At 45.1% G+C, this 21,088-nt stretch carries 16 protein-coding genes; 8 read left to right on the top strand and 8 right to left on the bottom strand.

The genetic code is table 11. The features are described from left to right. Positions 1-24: 24 nt before the first annotated feature. The 4 genes from menD to ABV001_RS12050 form a co-directional block, all read right to left on the bottom strand. Positions 25-1,785, bottom strand: coding sequence for a 2-succinyl-5-enolpyruvyl-6-hydroxy-3-cyclohexene-1-carboxylic-acid synthase (gene menD, locus ABV001_RS12065; RefSeq protein ID WP_352423042.1), 1,761 nt, complete (start codon positions 1,783-1,785; stop codon positions 25-27). Positions 1,786-1,974: 189 nt separating this feature from the next. Beyond that, complete coding sequence (locus ABV001_RS12060) at positions 1,975-3,045, bottom strand: isochorismate synthase (protein ID WP_352423041.1); 1,071 nt, start codon at positions 3,043-3,045, stop codon at positions 1,975-1,977. Continuing rightward, entirely contained in the window at positions 3,042-4,274 is a 1,233-nt protein-coding gene (locus ABV001_RS12055) for a Cof-type HAD-IIB family hydrolase (RefSeq protein ID WP_352423040.1), read from the bottom strand. The genes ABV001_RS12060 and ABV001_RS12055 overlap by 4 nt, the downstream gene beginning before the upstream one ends. Positions 4,275-4,524: 250 nt before the next feature. Further along, entirely contained in the window at positions 4,525-5,538 is a 1,014-nt protein-coding gene (locus ABV001_RS12050) for an NAD-dependent epimerase/dehydratase family protein (protein WP_352423039.1), read from the bottom strand. Positions 5,539-5,757: 219 nt separating this feature from the next. Here ABV001_RS12050 and rnr point away from each other — a divergent pair, with 219 nt between their 5' ends. The 3 genes from rnr (at position 5,758) to ruvB (ending at position 9,989) form a co-directional block, all read left to right on the top strand. Then, positions 5,758-7,902: a ribonuclease R gene (gene rnr, locus ABV001_RS12045; protein ID WP_352423038.1), complete on the top strand. Its 2,145-nt coding sequence runs from the start codon at positions 5,758-5,760 to the stop codon at positions 7,900-7,902. Between the two features lie 120 nt (positions 7,903-8,022). Next, on the top strand, positions 8,023-8,943 hold the full coding sequence (queG, locus tag ABV001_RS12040) for a tRNA epoxyqueuosine(34) reductase QueG (RefSeq protein WP_352423037.1): 921 nt from the start codon (positions 8,023-8,025) through the stop codon (positions 8,941-8,943). A gap of 17 nt (positions 8,944-8,960) precedes the next feature. Next, positions 8,961-9,989 carry a Holliday junction branch migration DNA helicase RuvB gene (gene ruvB / locus ABV001_RS12035; RefSeq protein ID WP_352423036.1) on the top strand — a complete coding sequence of 343 codons (1,029 nt, stop codon included), beginning with the start codon at positions 8,961-8,963 and terminating at the stop codon, positions 9,987-9,989. Here ruvB and ABV001_RS12030 read toward each other — a convergent pair. Continuing rightward, positions 9,986-11,377, bottom strand: coding sequence for a DUF4270 domain-containing protein (locus ABV001_RS12030; RefSeq protein WP_352423035.1), 1,392 nt, complete (start codon positions 11,375-11,377; stop codon positions 9,986-9,988). The genes ruvB and ABV001_RS12030 overlap by 4 nt on opposite strands. A 144-nt stretch (positions 11,378-11,521) precedes the next feature. Next, the gene (locus ABV001_RS12025; protein ID WP_352423034.1) at positions 11,522-12,340 is read right to left on the bottom strand and encodes a glycogen/starch synthase; all 819 of its coding nucleotides are present in this window, start codon (positions 12,338-12,340) and stop codon (positions 11,522-11,524) included. A gap of 435 nt (positions 12,341-12,775) precedes the next feature. Between ABV001_RS12025 and panC the strand changes: the two genes are divergently transcribed. The 5 genes from panC (at position 12,776) to ligA (ending at position 18,732) form a co-directional block, all read left to right on the top strand. After that, entirely contained in the window at positions 12,776-13,618 is an 843-nt protein-coding gene (gene panC, locus ABV001_RS12020; protein ID WP_352423033.1) for a pantoate--beta-alanine ligase, read from the top strand. Positions 13,619-13,622: 4 nt separating this feature from the next. Further along, positions 13,623-13,973, top strand: coding sequence for an aspartate 1-decarboxylase (gene panD, locus ABV001_RS12015; protein WP_352423032.1), 351 nt, complete (start codon positions 13,623-13,625; stop codon positions 13,971-13,973). Between the two features lie 69 nt (positions 13,974-14,042). Next, a complete protein-coding gene (locus ABV001_RS12010) occupies positions 14,043-15,365 on the top strand; it encodes an MATE family efflux transporter (RefSeq protein ID WP_352423031.1) in 1,323 nt (440 codons plus the stop codon). Positions 15,366-15,570: 205 nt separating this feature from the next. Beyond that, positions 15,571-16,635: a lipid A deacylase gene (locus tag ABV001_RS12005; protein WP_352423030.1), complete on the top strand. Its 1,065-nt coding sequence runs from the start codon at positions 15,571-15,573 to the stop codon at positions 16,633-16,635. Between the two features lie 99 nt (positions 16,636-16,734). Continuing rightward, positions 16,735-18,732, top strand: coding sequence for an NAD-dependent DNA ligase LigA (ligA, locus tag ABV001_RS12000; RefSeq protein ID WP_352423029.1), 1,998 nt, complete (start codon positions 16,735-16,737; stop codon positions 18,730-18,732). Between the two features lie 5 nt (positions 18,733-18,737). On the opposite strand, the gene ABV001_RS11995 is transcribed toward ligA, so the two are convergent. Next, positions 18,738-19,628, bottom strand: a complete 891-nt coding sequence (locus ABV001_RS11995; RefSeq protein ID WP_352423028.1) for a DUF8429 coiled-coil domain-containing protein — start codon at positions 19,626-19,628, stop codon at positions 18,738-18,740. Between the two features lie 158 nt (positions 19,629-19,786). Beyond that, the gene (locus ABV001_RS11990; RefSeq protein WP_352423027.1) at positions 19,787-20,701 is read right to left on the bottom strand and encodes a glutaminase; all 915 of its coding nucleotides are present in this window, start codon (positions 20,699-20,701) and stop codon (positions 19,787-19,789) included. Positions 20,702-21,088 lie beyond the last annotated feature (387 nt).

The following is a 21,088-nucleotide window of genomic DNA, read 5'->3' as shown; positions in this document are numbered from 1 at the left end:
GTATATTTGAATTTTGTATAACTATCAATTTAACTTGAAAATATTTTTTTGCTGATGATAGTATGATCGTATTTGTTCAGCGTTCTCTTCCATGGAAGTAAACACTTCCAATAAAACCGGCTTTTCGCTGCCTGTATCTGTAAACAGTGGCAGGTGCCGGTCTAATTCTTCCGCATTATGGGCGGAGAGATAGAGGAATCCCTGTTGTTCCGCCCATGCCTTTGCCTCAGTGGTATGGATAGCTGCAATGTATTCATGCAGTACCTCCGACTTGTTCAACCCCGGAAGAATACCGAATATCTCTCCTCCTCCGTTATTGTTCAGGAGGATACGCAGATTATGACTTCTGTAATTATTCCAAAGTCCATTCATGTCGTAGAAAAAACTTAAATCCCCGATCAGCAGAAAAGAGAGTTGATTTGATGCGGCTGCATATCCGACCGCTGTAGAGAGTGATCCTTCTATACCATTGGTTCCCCGGTTACAGAAAACTTTGACCGACGACGGAATATCAAACAACTGGGTTAAACGGAGACTGTTGCTGTTTCCCAGGTGTAGTGATGCATTCTCCGGTAATGTCTGCATCAATGCACCGATTGCATGAAGGTCGGAAAAGGCTCCATCCGGCTCGGAGACTGCTGCGCAGGCTTTGATCCATCGTTCGCGGAAATTTGCTGCTCCTCCTGATTTTTCTGTTTCCTTGATATATTTGGCTTCATCAAACTCTTCCGGTTTTGAGTTTTTTTTATTTTCAATCAATTCATTTTCACGACCGGACGAGAATTCTGTCAGATAATGCAGAAAGGTTTTATTATCGCTCCGGATAATATCGGTCACCCGTTGGAATGTATCTGTCACCTCGCCGTTGGGAGAAATACGCCAAAGTTCACTGATGTTGACCCTGCGGATAAACTGCTTTAACCGTTTGGAGACGATGTGACCACCCAGGGTAATGACCAGTTCGGGTGTCAGCTCCTCTCGCTCCTTATCCGATATTGCATATAGTATCGTGTCAAAGTTGGAAGTCTCTTTCATGGAAATATTGGATAGCTGCTCCGCCAATACCACTACTCCCAGTTTATTATGAAGTTTTTCCAGTAATTCGTTGAGACCATGGTTGGGAGGGAGTTGACCGACGATGATCATCCGTTTCGAATAGCTGGCGAATCGTTCTCCATATCCATCTTCCCGATGAATTACATACCCCGGGGTGGATGGGCGGATCACCCGTACGGAAGGGAGGGTAGGAGTATTAAATCCGAATAGAGGCTCACCTAAAGGAATATTTATATGTGCCGGTCCTTTCACTCCGTTATCCATGCTGAGTATGGCCTCATTGATCAACCGGTTGCAAAACCATCCTTCCTCATCATCTGCTATTTGGGGAAGTTGCACCGACTTGCGGGTGATTTCCCTGAACATGTTAGTTTGAGGAATGGTCTGTCCGTCCATTTGCCCGATCCATGCTGCAGGGCGATCGGCTGTGATCACTAACAGAGGTAACTCCTGATAAAAAGCTTCTGCTACAGCCGGACCAAGATTCAGCGCTGCTGTTCCCGATGTGCAACATACCGCTGCAGGTTTTCCGGTAGCTTGTATGACTCCCAGTGCAAAAAAACCGGCACTCCGTTCATCCACCACACTATAACAGGTAAAGTCACTATCTGTGGCTACGGAATGAACAATTGGCGAGTTTCGTGAGCCGGGAGACAGTACGATATGTGTGATACCGTGCGCTTTGAGCAGCGCTACCAACTGTAAAATATTTCTTTTTTCCGAATACATATATTTAAATTAAAAGTGAAAAGTGAAAAGTGAAAAATTAAATCTCATTATTCACATCTAATTGCCAATTGCCAGTTATTTAACTCTCAATTCTTAACTCTCAATTCTTAACTCTTAACTCTTAATTCTTAACTCTTAATTCTTAATTCTTAACTCAAGATTCAAAATCGTCATCACATCAGCACATCATCAAATGATATCCAACATGGTTTTTAGCTTCTGTTCCGTCTCTTCCCATTCGTCATCCAAAGAGGAAGAGGCAAGTAAGCCACTGCCGGCAAACAAAGTAAGCGAATTTTTTTCAATATGCATACATCGGAGATTTACATATAAATCGGTTCCGTTTTGGGTATCGAGTATGCCGAGAAATCCGGTATAATAAAGACGGTTTTGTTCTTCATTATCCTGAATAAAACGGTAGGCTTCATCCTTTGGAAGTCCCGATACAGCGGGAGTAGGGTGGAGTGCTTTGAGTAAAGTGCCCGGTTTTGAAGTGTCCGGCAGGTTGAAACTGAAATCGGTCCGCAAATGTGCCAGATCGCCTGCTTTTATTGTATAGGGACCGTTGATCTCAGGTGTAATATGAAAAGAGGAGAGTTGCTTGAGGAGATAGGAGGTGACCAGATGTTGTTCCCGAAGGTTTTTATCGTCCCACGTCACCGTGCCGGAATTCGGGTATCGGGTTCCAGCCAGTGCTACCGTATGCCATTCATTTCTTTTTCCTGTCAGCAGTATTTCCGGCGAACTTCCCAGCCATGTCCCGGTTTGGGGTGTATGGAATAGATACACATAAGAATGGGGGTATTTCTTTACGGCATTGAAGAAAGAGCGTCCCGGCGAAAAGCTGTTTTTCCTGTCGATGGTCTTGCTTCTGGCCAGTACCACCTTTTTCAATTCTCCGTCCGACAGTGGTTTGAGGAACCGGCTGAATAGCTGGGCATACTCTGCTTTATCCTTGCTTTTGTGCTTTTGGGAGTTTACTTTCTCCTGTACATCTTTCAGGATGGATGCATCTGTGGGCGGGAGGTTGGTGTGATCCGGCCGAATCACTATTATGGGAGACGTCGCGCTCGTCTGGAAAGGGGCGATCACAAATCCGCGTTGTCCGTTCAGTTCTTCGATATCCCATAGGAGAGAAGGAGTTCCCGATGTTTGCATCACGAACCGGGGGGACGTCTCGTGAGGTAGCCTGTAAATTGCGAAACAGGTGTCCTGTCCGATCAGTTTATCTAAAAAAAGGTAGTTATATTGTTTCGTCATCTCTTTTTTAATACACTATTGACAACCCTGATGGATGAGATGAGTTTGTCGGTAGAGGTAAAGACATCTACATTCCATACATGGGATGAACGTCCTTTGTGGATAATTGTTCCCACAGCCCGTACACTATCGCCTTCGTGAGCCGAAGATATATGGTTCCCGCTGACCTGCATTCCCACGATAATCTCGTCCGGTTCACAAATGAGCATTGATCCCATGCCGGCTACTGTTTCTGCCAGTGCTAACGTGGCGCCGCCGTGCAACACACCGAAGGGTTGACGGGTACGTTCATCGACAGGCATTACCGCCTCGATCCGGCTTGATGAAGCGTAGGTGTATTGGATGCCCAGATTGCCCATCAGCGTATCTTTGTTGCCGGCATTCAACCTTTCCGGAGGAATATCTGCCGGAGTAACTGCCGCAATAATAAATTTCTGGACGGCAATCGCTACCCCGTCGTTATCATTACTTTCCGTGGTATAATCGGCACATGCCTTGATTGAGTCCTGCGCATTCCCCATGGCAATACCTAAACCGGCGAGTTGGAGCATCGAAAAGTCCCGCCTGCCGTCACCGATTGCCATTACCTCTTCCGTAGTGATCCCAAGCTTTTCAATCAACACTCCCAATGTATTTCCCTTGTCGACAAAGGGGGGCACTACCTCAAGAAAGAACGACTCCGACCGGTATACGTCTAATGTGCCCGCCAGACGTTTTCTCCACTGGTCTTTCTGTGCGACCAATGCGGCTTCGTTGTCGCTGACTAACACGCACTTGCTGGGAGAGAAATCCACTGCCGCGGAAAGATTCTCTACCGCCACGATCTCCATGCCGTTGAGTGTCGCTTCATTGCGGATATGCTCGTTGTCCGGGTCCGTGGTGATCAATTGATCCTGATGATAGGTGAAAATACTGAATCCGTTTTTCTGCGCTTTCTTTTCCAGATAGGGCAACATGGCCGGGTCTATCCTCTTTTCAAACAGTACTTCATCATTTCCCGTATTAACAATCTGTGTTCCATTGTAGGGAAGGATATAGCCACCCCATTTCTTCATCTCCAGTTTATCCACCAGATGGCGGAGTCCGTAGGGTGACCTTCCTGAAGCCAATGCGATGCGTATGCCCGCATGTTGTATTTTCAACAGCGTTGTCAAAGTCTGTACGGATAATTCTTTTTTACTGTTCACCAATGTGCCGTCCACATCGAGAACCAATAGTTTATATTTCATATTGTTCGATTGTTATTCAATTGTTATTCAATTGTTATTCAGTTGTTATTCGGTTGTTATTCGGTTGTTATTCGATTGTTATTCAAATTTACGTTGTAAATTTAGATATTTGCTGCGCTCGACATAATAAAAACAAGTTTTTCCTCTATACTCGCTTATCGCAAATATTCGATTGTTGTTCGGTTGTAATTAGATCGTTATTCGGTTGTTGTTGAGTTACGTGCGAAGCACAAATAACAGCGAAGCCGAATTACAACCATCCCTCTTTCTTGTACCAGGCTATGGTCTTTTCCACTCCTTCTTTCAACCTGTATGCCGGTTGGAAGCCTATATCCTCTTTTAGGGGTGTGATGTCACACGCCCAGTTACGCTGTTTCATAATCCGGTACTTGTCGCTGTTAAAGGTAGTTGCTTTACCAAAGAGGGCCGCGATTTTTTCATTGATCACGGCAGCGGGCTTTATGAGAAACAGTGGGATTTTTGACCGTAGTACATGCTTCTTATGTAGTGCGTCTCGTACAATGGCGTTGAATTCACTGTCGGTATAGACATCGCCGTCGGCTACAAAATATTCCTTTCTACAGATATTCCTTTCGATAAGGGAGAAAATTACATCTGCCAGATCCTCCACAAAGATGAACGAGAGAAGCTGTTTTCTAAAACCTGCACCCACATCCAATCCGTTTTTAACCGCCCTCATCAGGATAAGATAATCCCTGTCGCGGGGGCCATATACGCCGGTGGGACGGAGAATCAGGTAGGGAAATCTGTCAAGGCCCTTCAGCCAATTTTCGGCTTTTAGTTTGCTCTTTCCATAAGCCGTGTTGGAAGCGGGTATCTTATCGGCACACATAGGAGTATAGCCGATTTCATCACCCGGCCCCATGACGCTCAGAGAACTTGTGAATACGAAAGTGTTGGGGACGGTATCCGTTTCTATCAACGCCTCTGCGAAATTTCGGGTATATTCGTAGTTCACTTTATCGAAATCTGATTTGGAGCGGGCTTTGGTCAGCCCTGCAATATGGACGATTTCATCGAATCGGCCATGCTTCTCAACAAAATCATCGAGTTGTGCTTTTAATTTCTGTTTATCACCATAATGGAGGTCGATAAAATTAATCCGTTCGTCCTGCAGATATTGCCGACTGCTGCTGCCACGGATGCCTGCCCATGTTTCATATCCCAGCGCAAGCGCCCTGTCGACTACTGTACTTCCTATAAACCCACTGGCACCGGTAATGAGGATCCTTCTCTTTTGCATGCTCTGTCCCTTTTCTTTTGTACAAAAATAACGATAACTTCAGGAATAGAAAATTAATTTGTTACTTTAATAAGTCTTGGTTCTTGATTCTAAAAATCTTGGCTCCAAAAGTCTTTATTCTTTACTCTTTATTCTTTACTCTATAAAAATATTTCCTTACTTTGTATTTAACTAAAATGCATTTGAATTGTTTAAGTAAAAAACAGACGTAAATAAATTATGAGTAAAAAAACAACATCTATACCTTCTGTAAATAAACCAAAAAAGAAGGAATTAATTCCTTTAGTAACCAATTTCCTCACCCAGAATAATGACAAACAGTTTAATTATAAACAGATAGCGGCAGCATTGGATGTCCGTGGAGAAGAGGGACGGCGCGTGCTGATCAGTGTACTTGATAAGTTACGCGATGCGGATGTACTTTTAGAAACCTCCCGGGGGAGATATCGTATCAACAACCGGGGATTAATGCTCGAAGGACGTTTTGAGCGAAGAAGTAACGGTAAAAATTTCTTTGTGCCGGACGATGACGGGAACATCATTTATATACCTGAGCGTAACAGTAAGCATGCCATGAATGGTGACAGGGTGCGGGTGCAACTGCTCGCAAAGCGGAAGCGCGCCGATACGGAAGGCACCGTGGTGGAGATACTGGAGCGTGCCCAGAGTCGTTTTGTGGGAATACTGGAGGTACAGAAACATTTCGCCTTTTTGGTGATGGACAGTAAATTCCTGTCGAATGATATTTTTATCCCTAAAGAGGAACTCAATGGTGCGAGAAATGGAGACAAAGTGTTGGTGGAGATAACCGAATGGCCTGCCAAAGCCAATAATCCGGTGGGAAAAGTAATCGATGTGCTGGGGGAGCCGGGACAGAACGACACCGAGATGCATGCTATCCTTGCCCAATACGATCTGCCTTATAGCTATCCTGAAAAGGTGGAGAAATTTGCCGATCTGATCCCTGAAAATATTGATGAAGCCGAAATAGCCGGACGGGAAGACTTTCGTGATGTATTTACCATTACCATCGACCCGAAAGATGCCAAGGATTTCGATGATGCCCTCTCCCTTCGCCAGGTTTCGACCAACCAGTGGGAAGTGGGTGTGCATATTGCCGATGTAACCCACTATGTGAAACCGGGTGACCTGATCGACCGGGAAGCGGAAAACCGGGCGACCTCCATCTATCTGGTCGACAGGACAATTCCTATGCTGCCGGAACGACTGAGTAATGGAATTTGCTCATTGCGTCCCCATGAAGAGAAGTTGTGTTTTTCAGTTATTTTCACGCTGGATGATAAGGCGGAGATAAAAAAATCGCGTATCGCACGGACGGTGATCAAATCGGACAGCAGATTGACTTATGAGGATGCCCAGGCAGTCATTGAAACCGGGAAGGGTGATTTCTCTGCAGAAATACTTCAACTGCATTATTTTGCCAAACAATTGCGTGAGCGTCGGTTTGCCAATGGCGCCATTAACTTTGAGCGATATGAGGTGAAGTTCAACCTCGATGAAAAAGGAAAACCGTTGGGAGTTTATTTCAAGGAATCGAAAGAGGCCAATCATCTTATCGAGGAATTTATGCTGCTGGCCAATAAAAATGTGGCCGAATCTATTGGGTTGGTACCCAAAGGAAAGAAACCCAAAACTTTTGTTTATCGTATACACGACGTGCCCGATCCGGAGAAACTGGATACGCTCAATGCTTTTATCCTTCGCTTCGGACACAAGATAAAAGCCGACGGATCGAAGGTAGAGGTGGCGAAAAGTATCAATTCCCTATTGGATAAAGTGCAGGGACGTCCCGAGGAGAATCTCATCGAGACCATCGCCATCCGTACGATGTCCAAAGCGGTCTATTCTACCAAAAATGTGGGACATTATGGCCTGACATTCGACTATTACACTCATTTCACATCCCCCATCCGCAGGTATCCTGATATGCTGGTACACCGTCTGTTGGAACGTTATCTGGCAGGTGGACAAAGTGTAGATCAGGGACCGCTGGAAGAGGAGTGTAAGCACTGCTCCCAGATGGAGCAGGTGGCTGCCAACGCTGAGCGCGATTCCATCAAATACAAACAGGTGGAATTTATGTCCGACAAAATCGGCAAGGTGTACGATGGGGTTGTCTCCGGTGTGACGGAATGGGGAATCTACGTGGAAATCAATGAGAACAAATGTGAGGGTATGATTCCTATCCGAGAGTTGGATGACGACTTCTATGAACTGGATGAAAAGAATTACCGGTTAGTGGGGCGGCGTACCAGAAGGGAATATCGTCTTGGACAACCAGTTTCTATTCTGGTAGCAAGGGCCAATCTCGACAGGAAACAGCTTGATTTCACCCTCGCTTGAGTTTTCAGTTCACATTGCTAAATTTTGACTATATACCACTAAAACGGAGTCCTTTAGATATTTTGTGGGTCACGAAATATCGTCAGACGGAGGTTTTAGTGGAATTTAGGATACTTTGATATGACTTTTTCTGAAGAGATCAAGCAATACGCTTTGTCATTGGGTTTTGATGCCTGCGGTATTTGCCGTGCTACCGATAGCGGTGAGGAGGAGCGTTATATGCGTTGGCTTGCGGAGAATGGCCACGCGGGAATGACGTATATGGCCCGCAATATAGACAAACGGCTTGATCCCCGGTTACTGGTGGAAGGAGCCAGGTCGGTCATTTCGGTGGCGCTGAATTATTATCCCCATGAGAGGCTTCCCGATGAGGTGCCGCAGTTTGCCTATTATGCTTATGGAAAAGATTATCACGATATAGTTCGGGAAAAACTGGGCCGGTTGTTCGAATTTGTAAAATCCCGCTACGCCGGTGTTAGCGGACGTTACTTTTCCGATTCGGCCCCGGTATTGGAGCGTTTTTGGGCGGCACAGGCCGGATTGGGATTTATCGGCAAAAACACATTGCTCATTATTCCCGGTAAAGGATCTTATTTCTTCCTCGGAGAGCTTATCATAGACATGGAGTTGGAGTATGATTCTCCCATCACCCGGAATTGTGGAAAGTGCCGGCGATGCCTCGATGCTTGCCCAACAGGCGCCATTGAGCGGCCGCATTATCTCAATGCAAATAAATGCATTTCATATCAGACCATTGAAAACAGGGACGAGATATCTCCCGGCATAGTTCCGTTGTTAAGCAATAATGTATATGGATGCGATATTTGTCAGAAAGTTTGTCCCTGGAATAGATACGCCAGGCCGCATACCACTCCTGAATTTATGCCGTCGGATGAATTTTTATCGCTCGACCTGAAAAAACTGATCGATATGGATGAAGAGGATTATCGTAGGATATTCCATAAATCCGCTGTGAAAAGAGCTAAGTTCTCCGGCTTGAAACGGAATGTGATTGCAATTTCCAAAACTCCCGATAAATAGTTATTTTTGTAGCAATAATGATGGAAGATACTTTCGATATACATAGTAACCGCAATTTCAGGGAGACTGAACGTGAATTTGAGAACAGTCTGCGTCCTTTGACCTTTGGAGATTTCAAAGGGCAGGGGAAGATCGTGGAAAACCTGAAGATATTTGTCGGCGCAGCCCGCTTACGTGGTGAGTCGCTCGACCATGTATTATTGCATGGCCCTCCCGGCTTGGGTAAGACAACCCTTTCGAATATCATCGCCAACGAATTGGGAGTGGGATTCAGGGTGACTTCGGGACCGGTACTCGACAAACCGGGCGACTTGGCCGGCGTGCTTACCTCATTGGAAGAGAATGATGTACTCTTTATTGATGAAATACACCGCCTTCCGCCGGTAGTGGAAGAGTATCTCTATAGTGCCATGGAGGATTACCGGATCGATATACTGATAGATAAAGGTCCGAGCGCACGTTCCATCCAGATAGATCTCAACCCTTTTACCCTTGTGGGAGCCACCACCCGCAGCGGTTTGCTGACCAGCCCTTTGAGGGCTCGTTTCGGCATCAATATGCATCTTGAATATTACGATTTGGACACGCTCGCCGGGATCGTCCTGCGGTCGGCTGATCTGTTACAAGTGGCCTGTGATAGCCGGGCAGCATTGGAAATCGCCTCTCGGAGCAGGGGGACACCCCGTGTGGCAAACGCTTTATTGCGAAGGGTTCGCGACTTTGCCCAGATAAAAGGAAATGGAAAAATAGACAGGGAGATTTCCAACTATGCGCTGGAAGCGCTTAATATCGATAAATACGGGTTGGATGAAATAGACAATAAAATATTACTTACTATCATTGATAAATTCAAGGGAGGACCGGTAGGGATTACTACCATCGCTACTGCTGTGGGTGATGATGCCGGTACCATTGAAGAGGTCTATGAGCCGTTCCTGATCAAAGAAGGGTTTATTAAGCGTACCCCCCGGGGCAGGGAAGCAACCGATCTGGCGTACCGGCACCTGGGACGAAAAAAAGGTGAAGAACAGGGGCTGTTGTTTTAGAAATTACTGAAAATCATATCAAGTTTCAAATTCCCCTTGCGCTTATCCAGCCTGGCTGCTGTTGGCCACATCTGGTGCTGTAAGGTGGTCAGGACCGATGTTGTAGAACCATAGTAACCACTTTGCTGTGTGACATAGGTCGCATCGACGGGAATCAGATAATATACCAGATCGAACTCTCCTGAACCTTCCCCTAATTTCTCGTTATAATGATTGATCATGGTGGAGATATTACCGAATTGGTAAGAATAGGTAGAAGAGTCAAAACCGGAAGAAAGGAAACTCGTAACATTGTCTCTTAGTTTTCTGTTTTCAAAGAAACCGGCCAGCGAATCTTTATTCACCAGTAACAGATAATTAGGAGGACTTAACTTTACCATCGAATTTTCATCGGGATCCGGCATAGCGTATACGGTGAAGTTTGCCAAATTAAGAGCCTGTGATTTCAGTTTTTCCTTCATCTCCGAAAGGGGAAACGTAATCTCGGTGATTACTCCGGCCGGGCTTTTAACATAAGCATAATCGGAGTTCTCTTCTAATAACTGTTCGTTTTTGTTTTGGATATGGTTGATCTGGGTAACTTCCGGTGTGATATGCAGGGCCATGGTCGTCGTGCGGATGGTATCACTTCCGGTGGATGAGCCTCCTTTGTCGTTATACTGGTAATGTACCAGAAGAGAGGTGAGGCTGATATTGAGAATGGTACTTTTTCCAAAAGTGGTGGTAAAATATAATCCCGGAAAGAACTTTCTGAATTCATCCACATTTACCAATTGACCATGCCCATCCTTTTTGTATTCACTAAGAAATTTTTCACCGAGAGCGTTGGGGAGCATCACATTGATCTCATACACCGTATATGAGGTTCCCGTTGAGCTGCTGGTTTCCGTTCTGTAGGTCGAATTCTTGCCGGTGAATGTTTGTGTACCCAAAGGTGCCGACATATCGGCATATTCCGTGGGGTCGATATGAGAATAATTACTGATCCCTTGCAGTGATTTTGTTACTTCATATACCGATAATCCCATGGGAGACAATGAATCCCCCATCATTGTGGTATAAGCAAGCTGTACTCTCACTGAATCTATGATGGCGCCATCATAGAATTCCGCACCTTCGGGGAAATAGAATTCACCGATATATTCTGACTTGATGCTGCCGAAAACGGGATCGGTATATTCGCCCAATACCGGATATTGTGTTTTGGAAAATATAGAATCTACCTGAATGGTGCGTGCCTGCAATTTCAGTGTATCGGTACCTATCGCAAGACGGTCTTGATCGGGTTGGATGGTAAATCCTATCTGATCGAGATTTTCGTTACACGAAGCTGCGGACAGAGCGACAGTGGCAATGATAATTACTCTGTACAGGAATCTGAATTTCATTCGTTTTATGAGTTTGTTTTCAATGTCGCAAATATCTGAAAAAAATGTGGCAAATAAAAACGGGTGAAAAGCTTTCTTTTTATTTTTAATGATATTTGTGTATAGGCCCGGGAAAAAATGAGTTCATTAAGGATTTTATCCGGATCAACTATCGATCTCTTCATAGAACGCGTCGATCTCTTCTACCCTTTTGTCAAAATCGGACCGGTAAGGCAGGTATTTCACTCCCTTATCTTTGATATACTGGATGATTTCAGGATTTACTTTTTCACTGCCCTGGACGACACCGTCGGAGAAATCGACAGCCAATTTCATTAAATTCATGTAATCAATCACACCGCGTTCTTTTATTTTCTCAATTTCAGGATCTCCAATCCCGTCAAAACGGAGTTTTCCGGCAAAACCATCCTGAAAAGCTTTGTCAAATGATTCGTCATATAGGGAGTATATCACTTTTGCACCTCTGAAACAAGGATCATCGGCATATCCTTTCTTGATATAGAGCGGAGCCAATGCGCTAAACCATCCGTGACAGTGGATGATGTCGGGAACCCAACGCAGCTTTTTGATGGTTTCCATCACACCACGGATGAAGAAAATACTCCGTTCGTCGTTGTCATCGTATTCATTCCCCTTCGTGTCGACAAGTGTCTCGCGATTCTGAAAATAGTCGTCGTTGTCAATGAAGTAGACCTGCATCCGGGCCGACTGGATAGAAGCTACTTTGATGATGAGGGAATGGTCGGTGTCATCAATGATGAGATTCATACCCGAAAGACGAATCACCTCATGAAGCTGGTTTCGGCGTTCGTTAATATTCCCGTATTTAGGCATGAACGCACGTATTTCTTTCCCCCTCTCCTGGATAGCTTGGGGAAGATAGCGTGACGTATTTGAAATATTAGTCTCTTCGAGATAAGGATAAATTTCCTGTGAAACGTACAAAACTTTTTTTGGGGACATGTATAGCTAATTATCTAAATTTGAGTACAAAGATAATAAAAAAAATCCACATAAATACAAAATAAAAAAGCGACTATTTTATAAATTGCTTATATATAGGGATATAACATCTTTTTACTTTCTATTATAAGGACAATTGACAGGTTTTTTTTTGTATGTGCCAAATATTTTGTTGCTTTGCATCCTGAATAGAGTAAAGTGGTTAGGTGGTTAAGTGCCTAAGTGCCTAAGTGGTTAAGTGCCTAAGTGCCTAAGTGGTTAAGTGCCTAAGTGGTTAAGTGCCTAAGTGCCTAAGTGGTTAAGTGTCTAAGTGATTAAGTGTCTAAGTGATTAAGTGTCTAAGTGATTAAGTGTCTCGGGGAATTTAATTCTTAATTCTTAATTCTTAATTCTTAGTTTTTAATTTTCAAAGAATTAGATGTTTTTTTTGCCCATATGAAAATAATTCATACTATAACAGACTTGAAGGAACTGCTTCAGCCACACCGGCAGAAGGGAAAAACCATAGGCTTTGTGCCTACGATGGGTGCGCTCCACGAAGGGCATGCCACCTTGGTGAGACGCTGTGTGGCGGAAAATGATATTTGTGTGGTGAGTGTTTTTGTCAATCCCACGCAATTCAATAACCAGGAAGACCTGAGGCTTTATCCGCGTACTCCGGAAAAAGATTATGCACTGTTGGAACGTGCAGGTGTTGATATTGTGTTCGCCCCTTCAGTAGAAGAGATGTATCCCGAGCCGGATACCCGGATATTTGATTTTGGCCTGCTCGACAAGGTAATGGAGGGTGCTTTCCGTCCCGGGCACTTCAATGGGGTAGCCCAGGTGGTAAGCAAACTTTTTACTTCTGTGGAACCCCACAAAGCCTATTTTGGGGAAAAGGATTTTCAGCAACTGGCTATTGTCAGGGAGATGGTTAAACAGCTTGCACTGCCGGTGGAGATCGTGGGAGTTCCTATTGTCAGGGAGCAGGACGGTTTGGCGATGAGTAGCCGTAATCAGCGGTTGTCGGTATCACAGAGGGAACATGCCCCGGAGATATACCGTGTCCTGCGGGAGAGCATACTGCTGACCGGAGAACAATCGCCGGACCAGCTTGTCCGCTTTGTAACCGGAGCAATAAACAATGTGCCTGATTTGCATGTTGAATACTTTGGGATTGTGGATGGGGATTCATTACAGCCGGTCTCTACCTGGCAGGACTCCGAAAGTATTATAGGGGCAATTGCCGTCTATTGCGGAGATGTGCGCCTGATTGATAATATAAGATACAGATAAGTATATGTGGTTAGAAATATTGAAATCCAAAATACACAGGGCAAGGGTAACCGATGCCGATTTGAATTACGAAGGGAGCATCACGATCGATGAAGATCTGATTGATGCGGCCAATATGCTCGTGCACGAAAAGGTGGCAGTGGTCAACAACAATAACGGCGAGCGGTTTGAGACCTATGTAATCCGTGGGGAGCGCGGATCGGGCATTATTTGCCTGAACGGAGCGGCTGCCCGGAAAGTGCAGAAAGGTGATGTGGTCATCATCATGAGCTATGCATTGATGTCGCCCGAAGAGGCGCGGACATTCCAGCCGGCGGTCATCAATCTGGATGGGAACAACCGGATCAAAGAATAATCGGTTTCGTTGTGTCATGCAAACGCCCGTCGGTTGCCTTGTCAATCGACGGTTTTTTAGTCTAATAAGGTGTATTCCAATAAGCATATCTTAAAAATAAGTGCGCCCATCCTGTTGAGTTTGCTTGCGCAGAACATCATACAGGTGGTCGATACCGCTTTTCTCGGCCGGGTGGGAGAAGTGGAACTCGGTGCATCCGCACTGGCGGGGGTAATCTATATCGCCTTGTATACATTGGGTTTTGGCTTCAGTATGGGAGCCCAGATCCTTATCGGACGGCGTAACGGTGAGAAGAACTACGATAAAATTGGAGATATTGTTATCCAGGGTGCTGTCTTCTTGCTAATTCCGGCTATTTTATTGATTCCCCTGTTACGGTACGGGGCTGTCCATTGGATACCGGCGATGTTTGAATCGACCGATGTGGCCGGGGCGGTAACGGAATATCTGGAATGGCGTGTCTTCGGTATTGTTTTCGCCTTTGTGAACCTTATGTTCCGTGCGTTCTATATCGGTACCGCACGTACCAAAGTGCTTACGGTGAATGCTGTGGTCATGGCCGGGACAAATGTGGTATTTGACTATGGACTGATCTTCGGCAACCTTGGCATGCCGGAGATGGGTATGGCCGGGGCGGCTATCGCTTCGGTGATCTCCGAATTGGCTTCTACTGTTTTTCTCCTTATTTATACGCGCAAAACGGTTGATCCGGATAAATATGGTTTCAGGAAGATCCGTTTTCAATGGGCGGTCATTAAAAAAGTGCTGGATATCTCTGTTTTTATGATGGTGCAATATTTGTTCTCCATCGTCACCTGGATGCTTTTCTTCGTGTTCATCGAGAATTATATGGGTGAACGGCCCTTGGCAGTAACCAATATTGTGCGGAGTTTTTACACTATTTTGACGATCCCTTCCCAGGCTTTGGGGGCGGTGGCAAGCACGCTGGTGAGCAATACCATCGGGGCGGACAAAAGAGATGAGGTAATCAATCTGATAAAACGGATTACTTTTATAAGCCTGGGGGTGATGGTGTGCGTGATAGCCATTGTTTCCGCCTTCCCGCGGACAATGATCCGTGTGTATACCGACGATCCCTCCCTTATCAGCGATACCGTTCTGCCGCTCTATGTGCTTATCTCATCGCTCCCCATCTATAGTATCGGATCGGTATTATTCAATTCTGTATCCGGTACGGGCAATACCCGTACTGCTCTCAAGTTTGAGATTACCACACTGGTCTTTTACCTTTCCTACATGTGGTTCGTCATCATTTATATGGGCTTCTCCGTGGCAGTGGCATGGACGACGGAACATGTCTACTGGCTCTCCCTGTCGGTACTTTCCTTTATTTACCTGCGCAGCGGGAAATGGAAAGAGAGGGAGATCTGATTTCCTGAATTTGTACTATCTTTACGGGCTGGAAACAAAGTGGAAATCTGCGGGAAAGTGAGGGAAAAGTAAGTTTACTTACATTTGCCGAACGGTAGCAGATTGCGGGAACGAAAGGAGGAAAAGTGGAAAAGTGGTTGGGTGCCTAAGTGGTTAGGTGGAAAGAGGGACGTGGAGACGTGTGTATCGGAAAATCAATAAGGGTATGTGGAAAAAGTTTGTCTTTGTAATATGTTTATTATGCATGATCCCGGCGTTACTTGCACAAGAGTACCGTTGGAGGGTAGGGGTTGATTATTTTTTCGATAACCGGGAATACAAGCACTCGTCGCTTACCGATCCGCAAACCATCCATGGGGTATGGTTCAATACGTTGGGAGGTGTTTCCTGGGATTCAACACATACCATTTATGCCGGTGTGGACCTGCTGAGGAAAACAGGGACGAAGAAAACCATTGATAAAACGGATATAATCATTTATTACCAGTACAGGAAACCTAAAACTCTGTTTCAAGTGGGAACTTTTCCCCGTAATGAGGTATTACCCAATTATTCTGATTTCTTTTTTGAGGATTCGGTGACATATTTCAAGCCGCTTATACAAGGTGTTTTCTTTCAGTTAGGCAATGACCGCAATTTTTTTAACGCCTGGATGGACTGGACCGGATATGCCACGTCAACCAACCGGGAGAGTTTTTTCCTGGGCTTCTCGGGAAAGGCTTCCAAAAAGATCCTCTTCGCCGATTTTCAATCCTATCTTTACCATTATGCGGGAACTTTACCCGCGAATCCGGATTATGGCGTAAGCGAACAGATGCAGATTATGGCGTCGGCGGGGCTGGAGCGTAAAGAACCCGACAGTTTCAAATGGTTATTGTCTGCTGGTGTTTTTGCAGGAGTGGAAAGGGATAGGAAAGCGGAGGAGACTTATAAGCCGGTAGGATTTGTGGCACGCGCCGATGCGGAGTTCTATGGAATTGGTACCGAAACCAGGTTTTATACCGGTGATGCCCGGATGCGTTTATTCCCCAGGTATGGTGGGGATCTCTACTGGGGCACGCCATTCCTGAGAGGTTCGTCTTATCTCCAGAGTAAATGGTATATACGCCTGTTGGAATCGAATCGGGTCTCTGCCCGTGTCAATTGCAATATCCATGTCTCTGAAGGTAAAGTATTACTACAACAAACGCTTTCAGTGACAGCCAATATCTCTAATTTCTTTAATCCGAAGAAGAAAGAGAGTCACATCTGGACGAATATCTTCCGATAGTTCACGAAGTTTCAAGACTTCTCAACTTCTTAACATCTTAACTTCTCAATTTCTCAACTTCTCAATTTCTTAACTTCTCAACTTCTAATTTTCACAACAATGGACTCCGTCAAACAGCAGATAGAATCGCTTCGCAGGCAACTGCACGAGCATAATTATAACTATTACGTATTATCGCAACCAACGATTTCCGATTTTGAATTCGATGGGTTAATGCGTCAATTGATGGAACTGGAAGCGGCATATCCTGAATATGATGATCCCAATTCACCGTCGGTACGGGTAGGGAGCGATATTAATAATAATTTCACACAAGTGACCCATCGTTTTCCGATGCTTTCACTTCAGAACACTTACTCAGAGGGGGAGGTCGCTGATTTTTACAACCGGGTGAAACGGACCCTGAATGAAGAGTTCCATATTGTGTGCGAACTTAAGTTCGACGGGACTTCCATCTCGCTGGTGTATGAGAACGGCAGTCTGACACGGGCGGTAACCCGTGGTGACGGGCGCAAAGGTGACGATGTGACGACCAATGTACGTACTATCCGCAATGTGCCATTGGTATTGAAAGGAGATGATGTGCCGCCTTACATTGAAGTTCGGGGTGAGATACTGATGCCCTGGAGTTCTTTCGATACGCTGAATAAAGAACGGGCTGAACAGGAAGAGCCTCTGTTTGCCAATCCACGCAATGCCGCTTCGGGTACCCTGAAGATGCAGGACTCCCGTGTGGTGGCTTCCCGCAAGTTGGAATCCTACATCTATTCGATGTTGGGTGATGCTTTGCCGTCCCGTAGCCATTTTGAAAATATGACCCGGGCACGGAAGTGGGGACTGAACGTGTCGGACACCATGAGAAAATGCAGTACTTTGGAAGATATCTTCGCCTTTCTTAAAGAGTGGGATGTGAAGCGGAAAAACCTGCCGGTGATTACCGACGGAGTGGTACTGAAAGTGGACTCACTGGTACAGCAACGCAACCTGGGGGCTACTTCTAAATTTCCCCGATGGTCCATTGCTTTTAAATTCAACGCTGAACAGGCTATTACACGATTGGAGTCGGTTTCTTATCAGGTAGGACGTACCGGTGCCGTTACGCCAGTCGCCAATCTGGAGCCGGTATTGTTGTCCGGTACCACCGTGAAAAGGGCTTCCCTTTACAATGAAGATGCCATCCTTGCCCTCGACCTGCATATTGGCGATATGGTATATGTGGAAAAAGGAGGAGAGATTATTCCCAAGATTACCGGAGTAGACAGGGAGGCTCGTTTCTTATTGGGTGATAAGGTGAGTTTTACCCATAAATGTCCCGATTGCGGAACTCCTCTGGTGCGCAATGAGGATGAGGCTGCCTATTACTGTCCCAATAGCGAAGAGTGTCCCACGCAGATAAAGGGGCGTATTGAACACTTTGTTACCCGTAAAGCCATGGATATTACCATTGGTCCGGAAACTATTAATCTGCTTTATGATAAGGGATTAATCCGTGATGCTGCTGATCTCTACCTGTTACGGTTTGACACCCTGGCGAATCTGGAACGGTGGGGTGAGACCAGCGCCAATAACTTGCTGGAAAGCATTGAAAGATCGAAATCAGTACCCTATGAACGAGTCCTTTATGCCCTGGGTATCCGTTTTGTGGGTGAAACCGTGGCGCAGAAACTGGCGCAGGCGTTTCCTGATATTGACCGGTTGGCGCAGGCAACCGTAGAACAGTTGATCACCGTGGATGAAATCGGAGAGCGGATCGCACGGAGTGTGACCGCTTACTTTGCCAACCCTCTTTATGCCGCTTTTGTGCAACGGTTGAGGCAATATGGCTTGCAATTTTCGTTGAGTGAAGAGGTGCTGGCTGCGAAGACTGATAAATTGAAAGGGCTGACTATTGTAATAAGCGGGACGTTTGAACTCCATTCGCGGGATGAGTATAAGTCGATGATCCTGCAAAACGGAGGGAAGAACAGTGGATCAGTCTCAAAAAATACCGATTATATCCTTGCCGGTGACAATATGGGGCCTGCCAAATTGGAGAAAGCGGAAAAATTGGGTGTGAAAATCATCGGCGAGCAGACTTTCCTGGAGATGTTGCAATAAAACCATCAATCTTTCATCTCGAAACTATATGTGCCGATATGATGTCCATCGGCAAAGATATCGGCTTTATAAGTGCCGGGCATCAGAAACTCCTCAATATCCCAATACATGGTGACAGGAATCTCTTCGCCGCCATATTCCACAATCCGTTTCATCGAATAGAGGATATCCCTGTTTTCATAAGGAAATGTGTTGGATTGACTTTTTGCGAGGACAGAACCATCGGGTGCCATAAGACGGATGAAAATGGTGCGTTCTCCGGGCTCCGCGGTGATATTGCGGGCAACGGTGAAGGTAACTACAAATTGTGTACTCCGACTCAGACGAGATTGCTCTTTTCCCCTGTCGTTTACCGCTTTAGCGGAAATGTTGGTGGCGACTAACTGTGCGGCGAGCGACACTCTTTCTGAGAGTTGCTCCCTTTCCTGGGATACCTTTCTGAGGGTTTGTGTGGTTTTTTGGTATTGATCAGTAATTTGTCGGTTTTCGGCACGAAGTTGTTCATTGAGCCTATTGAGTGAATCAATCTGCTGTACATAAGACCGGAGAATCTTACGCAAGGTGGCCAGTTCATCTTTCAACCGTTTGATTTCTGTCTGGTCGCTTGCTTTGGTCATCCGGAGCTCTTCCTGTAAGCGGAGCACCTTGGCCTGTTCATTCTCCAGCTTATACAAAAGTGAATCGTTCTGCACACTGAACTTAAATCCTTCGTATTGTAGTGAAATAGCTTCGTATTCATCCTCCAGTTCCTGTTTGTCGATGGTGAACTGCTCCTGCATGTCGCTCATCTGCGTGTTCCTGGTAATGAGGAATCCGATGAGAATAGCCATCACTATCACAAGTACGCCTATTACGGCAATCAGCTGTGGAGTTCGCTCTTTTAAGTTTATCTTCATCTAAGTGCTTATTTTCCAATTGACCGCAAAAATAACCCTTTTCAGGCTAAAGCCCAATGATTCATAGACCTTTTTTGTAAATTTAAGAATTAATTTATCTTTTGTGATTTGATGGATATGTATGATAATTTTATTCACCGGGAAGCGGGAAAGGCTGCTTAAAATATGGATGAACTGGTTTTGGTGGTGAACTCTTCCAGGAACAACATCCCTTTGTATGAATTCCCTTTTTTATTGAGGCGGGGGCTCCAGACGGCAATGGTATATTTTTCAGGATGAACAGCCACGATTCCTCCACCTACACCACTCTTGCCCGGTAATCCTACTTTAAAGGTGAATTCTCCTGCTTCATCATAAAATCCGCAAGTTTGCATAAGAGCATTGGTCCTTTTTGTACGGCTGGCAGAAAGTATCTGCTCACCGGAATGTGGAACTATACCATTATTGGCGAGAAAAAGAAAAGATTGGGAGAGTTCTGTGCAACTCATCTCGATGGAGCATATATGGAAATAAATGTCCATCACAATGTCGATGTCATTCCTGATATTGCCGAAAGATTTCATCAGATTGACCAGGGCATAGTTCCTGTAACCGGTTTTTTTCTCCGATAAGGCAACTTTGTCATTATACCCGATAGAGTTCACTCCGGTTAAACGGTGAATAAAGGAAAGAATATTCTCTTTCGGCGAGGCAAGTTCACTCGCCAGGATATCGCAGATTACAATAGCTCCCGCATTGATAAAAGGATTACGGGGAATGCCTTTGTCGTATTCCAATTGTACCAGAGAGTTGAACGGCGTACCTGCCGGTTCCAGCCCTGTTCGTTCCCAGATACTGCTTTTGATACGGGAGTAGGCAAGTACAAATGTGAATACTTTGGCAATACTCTGGATAGAAAAGCGTTTTTCTGCATCGCCGAAAGCAAATTTCTCCCCATCAATGGTAGTGAGGCGGACCCCGAATTGCTCAGGAGCCACATACGCAAGTTCTGGAATATAATCGGCCACCTGTCCGATATCCTTTACGGATAGTAGTTCCTGGTAAATTTCTTGAAAGATTGTTTCGTAGTTCATTCTTATTATGGCGAATAGAAGTTAGAAGTTAGAATCTGGAAATTAGAAGTTGAAATGCTGAATCTCAGAAAATAAGAGACCGGATTTACTCCTCAAAGGTAGCAGAAAAGCGGGAATTATTTGCCCTTTTATGGACTTTTTCTTAATTTTATCGATTCAATTCGGTTTCACCTTATGCTTCGCGTTATTCAGCTTCGCTGTTATTCGCTTCGCGTTATTCAGCTTCGCTGTTATTCGTGCTTCGCACGTAAATGCAACCGAATAACAACTGAATAACAATTGAATAACAATTGAATAACAATTGAATAACAATTGAATAACAATTGAATAACAATTGAATAACAATTGAATAACAATTGAATAACAATTGAATAACAATTGAATAAC

This window comes from Proteiniphilum sp. (assembly GCF_040307845.1).
Lineage (GTDB): Bacteria > Bacteroidota > Bacteroidia > Bacteroidales > Dysgonomonadaceae > Proteiniphilum.
The sequence above is the reverse complement of the archived record's forward strand: the minus strand, read 5'-3'. Positions and strand labels throughout refer to the sequence as shown.

Bases quoted from the DNA above. Each gene is read 5' to 3' on its own strand.
- ABV001_RS11995 (WP_352423028.1), bottom strand. From the start codon at position 19,628: ATGAAGATAAACTTAAAAGAGCGAACTCCACAGCTGATTGCCGTAATA.
- ABV001_RS11990 (WP_352423027.1), bottom strand. From the start codon at position 20,701: ATGAACTACGAAACAATCTTTCAAGAAATTTACCAGGAACTACTATCC.
- panC (WP_352423033.1), top strand. From the start codon at position 12,776: ATGAAAATAATTCATACTATAACAGACTTGAAGGAACTGCTTCAGCCA.
- ABV001_RS12060 (WP_352423041.1), bottom strand. From the start codon at position 3,045: ATGACGAAACAATATAACTACCTTTTTTTAGATAAACTGATCGGACAG.
- ABV001_RS12050 (WP_352423039.1), bottom strand. From the start codon at position 5,538: ATGCAAAAGAGAAGGATCCTCATTACCGGTGCCAGTGGGTTTATAGGA.
- ligA (WP_352423029.1), top strand. From the start codon at position 16,735: ATGGACTCCGTCAAACAGCAGATAGAATCGCTTCGCAGGCAACTGCAC.
- rnr (WP_352423038.1), top strand. From the start codon at position 5,758: ATGAGTAAAAAAACAACATCTATACCTTCTGTAAATAAACCAAAAAAG.
- ABV001_RS12005 (WP_352423030.1), top strand. From the start codon at position 15,571: ATGTGGAAAAAGTTTGTCTTTGTAATATGTTTATTATGCATGATCCCG.
- ABV001_RS12030 (WP_352423035.1), bottom strand. From the start codon at position 11,377: ATGAAATTCAGATTCCTGTACAGAGTAATTATCATTGCCACTGTCGCT.
- ABV001_RS12025 (WP_352423034.1), bottom strand. From the start codon at position 12,340: ATGTCCCCAAAAAAAGTTTTGTACGTTTCACAGGAAATTTATCCTTAT.
- menD (WP_352423042.1), bottom strand. From the start codon at position 1,785: ATGTATTCGGAAAAAAGAAATATTTTACAGTTGGTAGCGCTGCTCAAA.
- queG (WP_352423037.1), top strand. From the start codon at position 8,023: ATGACTTTTTCTGAAGAGATCAAGCAATACGCTTTGTCATTGGGTTTT.
- panD (WP_352423032.1), top strand. From the start codon at position 13,623: ATGTGGTTAGAAATATTGAAATCCAAAATACACAGGGCAAGGGTAACC.
- ABV001_RS12055 (WP_352423040.1), bottom strand. From the start codon at position 4,274: ATGAAATATAAACTATTGGTTCTCGATGTGGACGGCACATTGGTGAAC.
- ruvB (WP_352423036.1), top strand. From the start codon at position 8,961: ATGATGGAAGATACTTTCGATATACATAGTAACCGCAATTTCAGGGAG.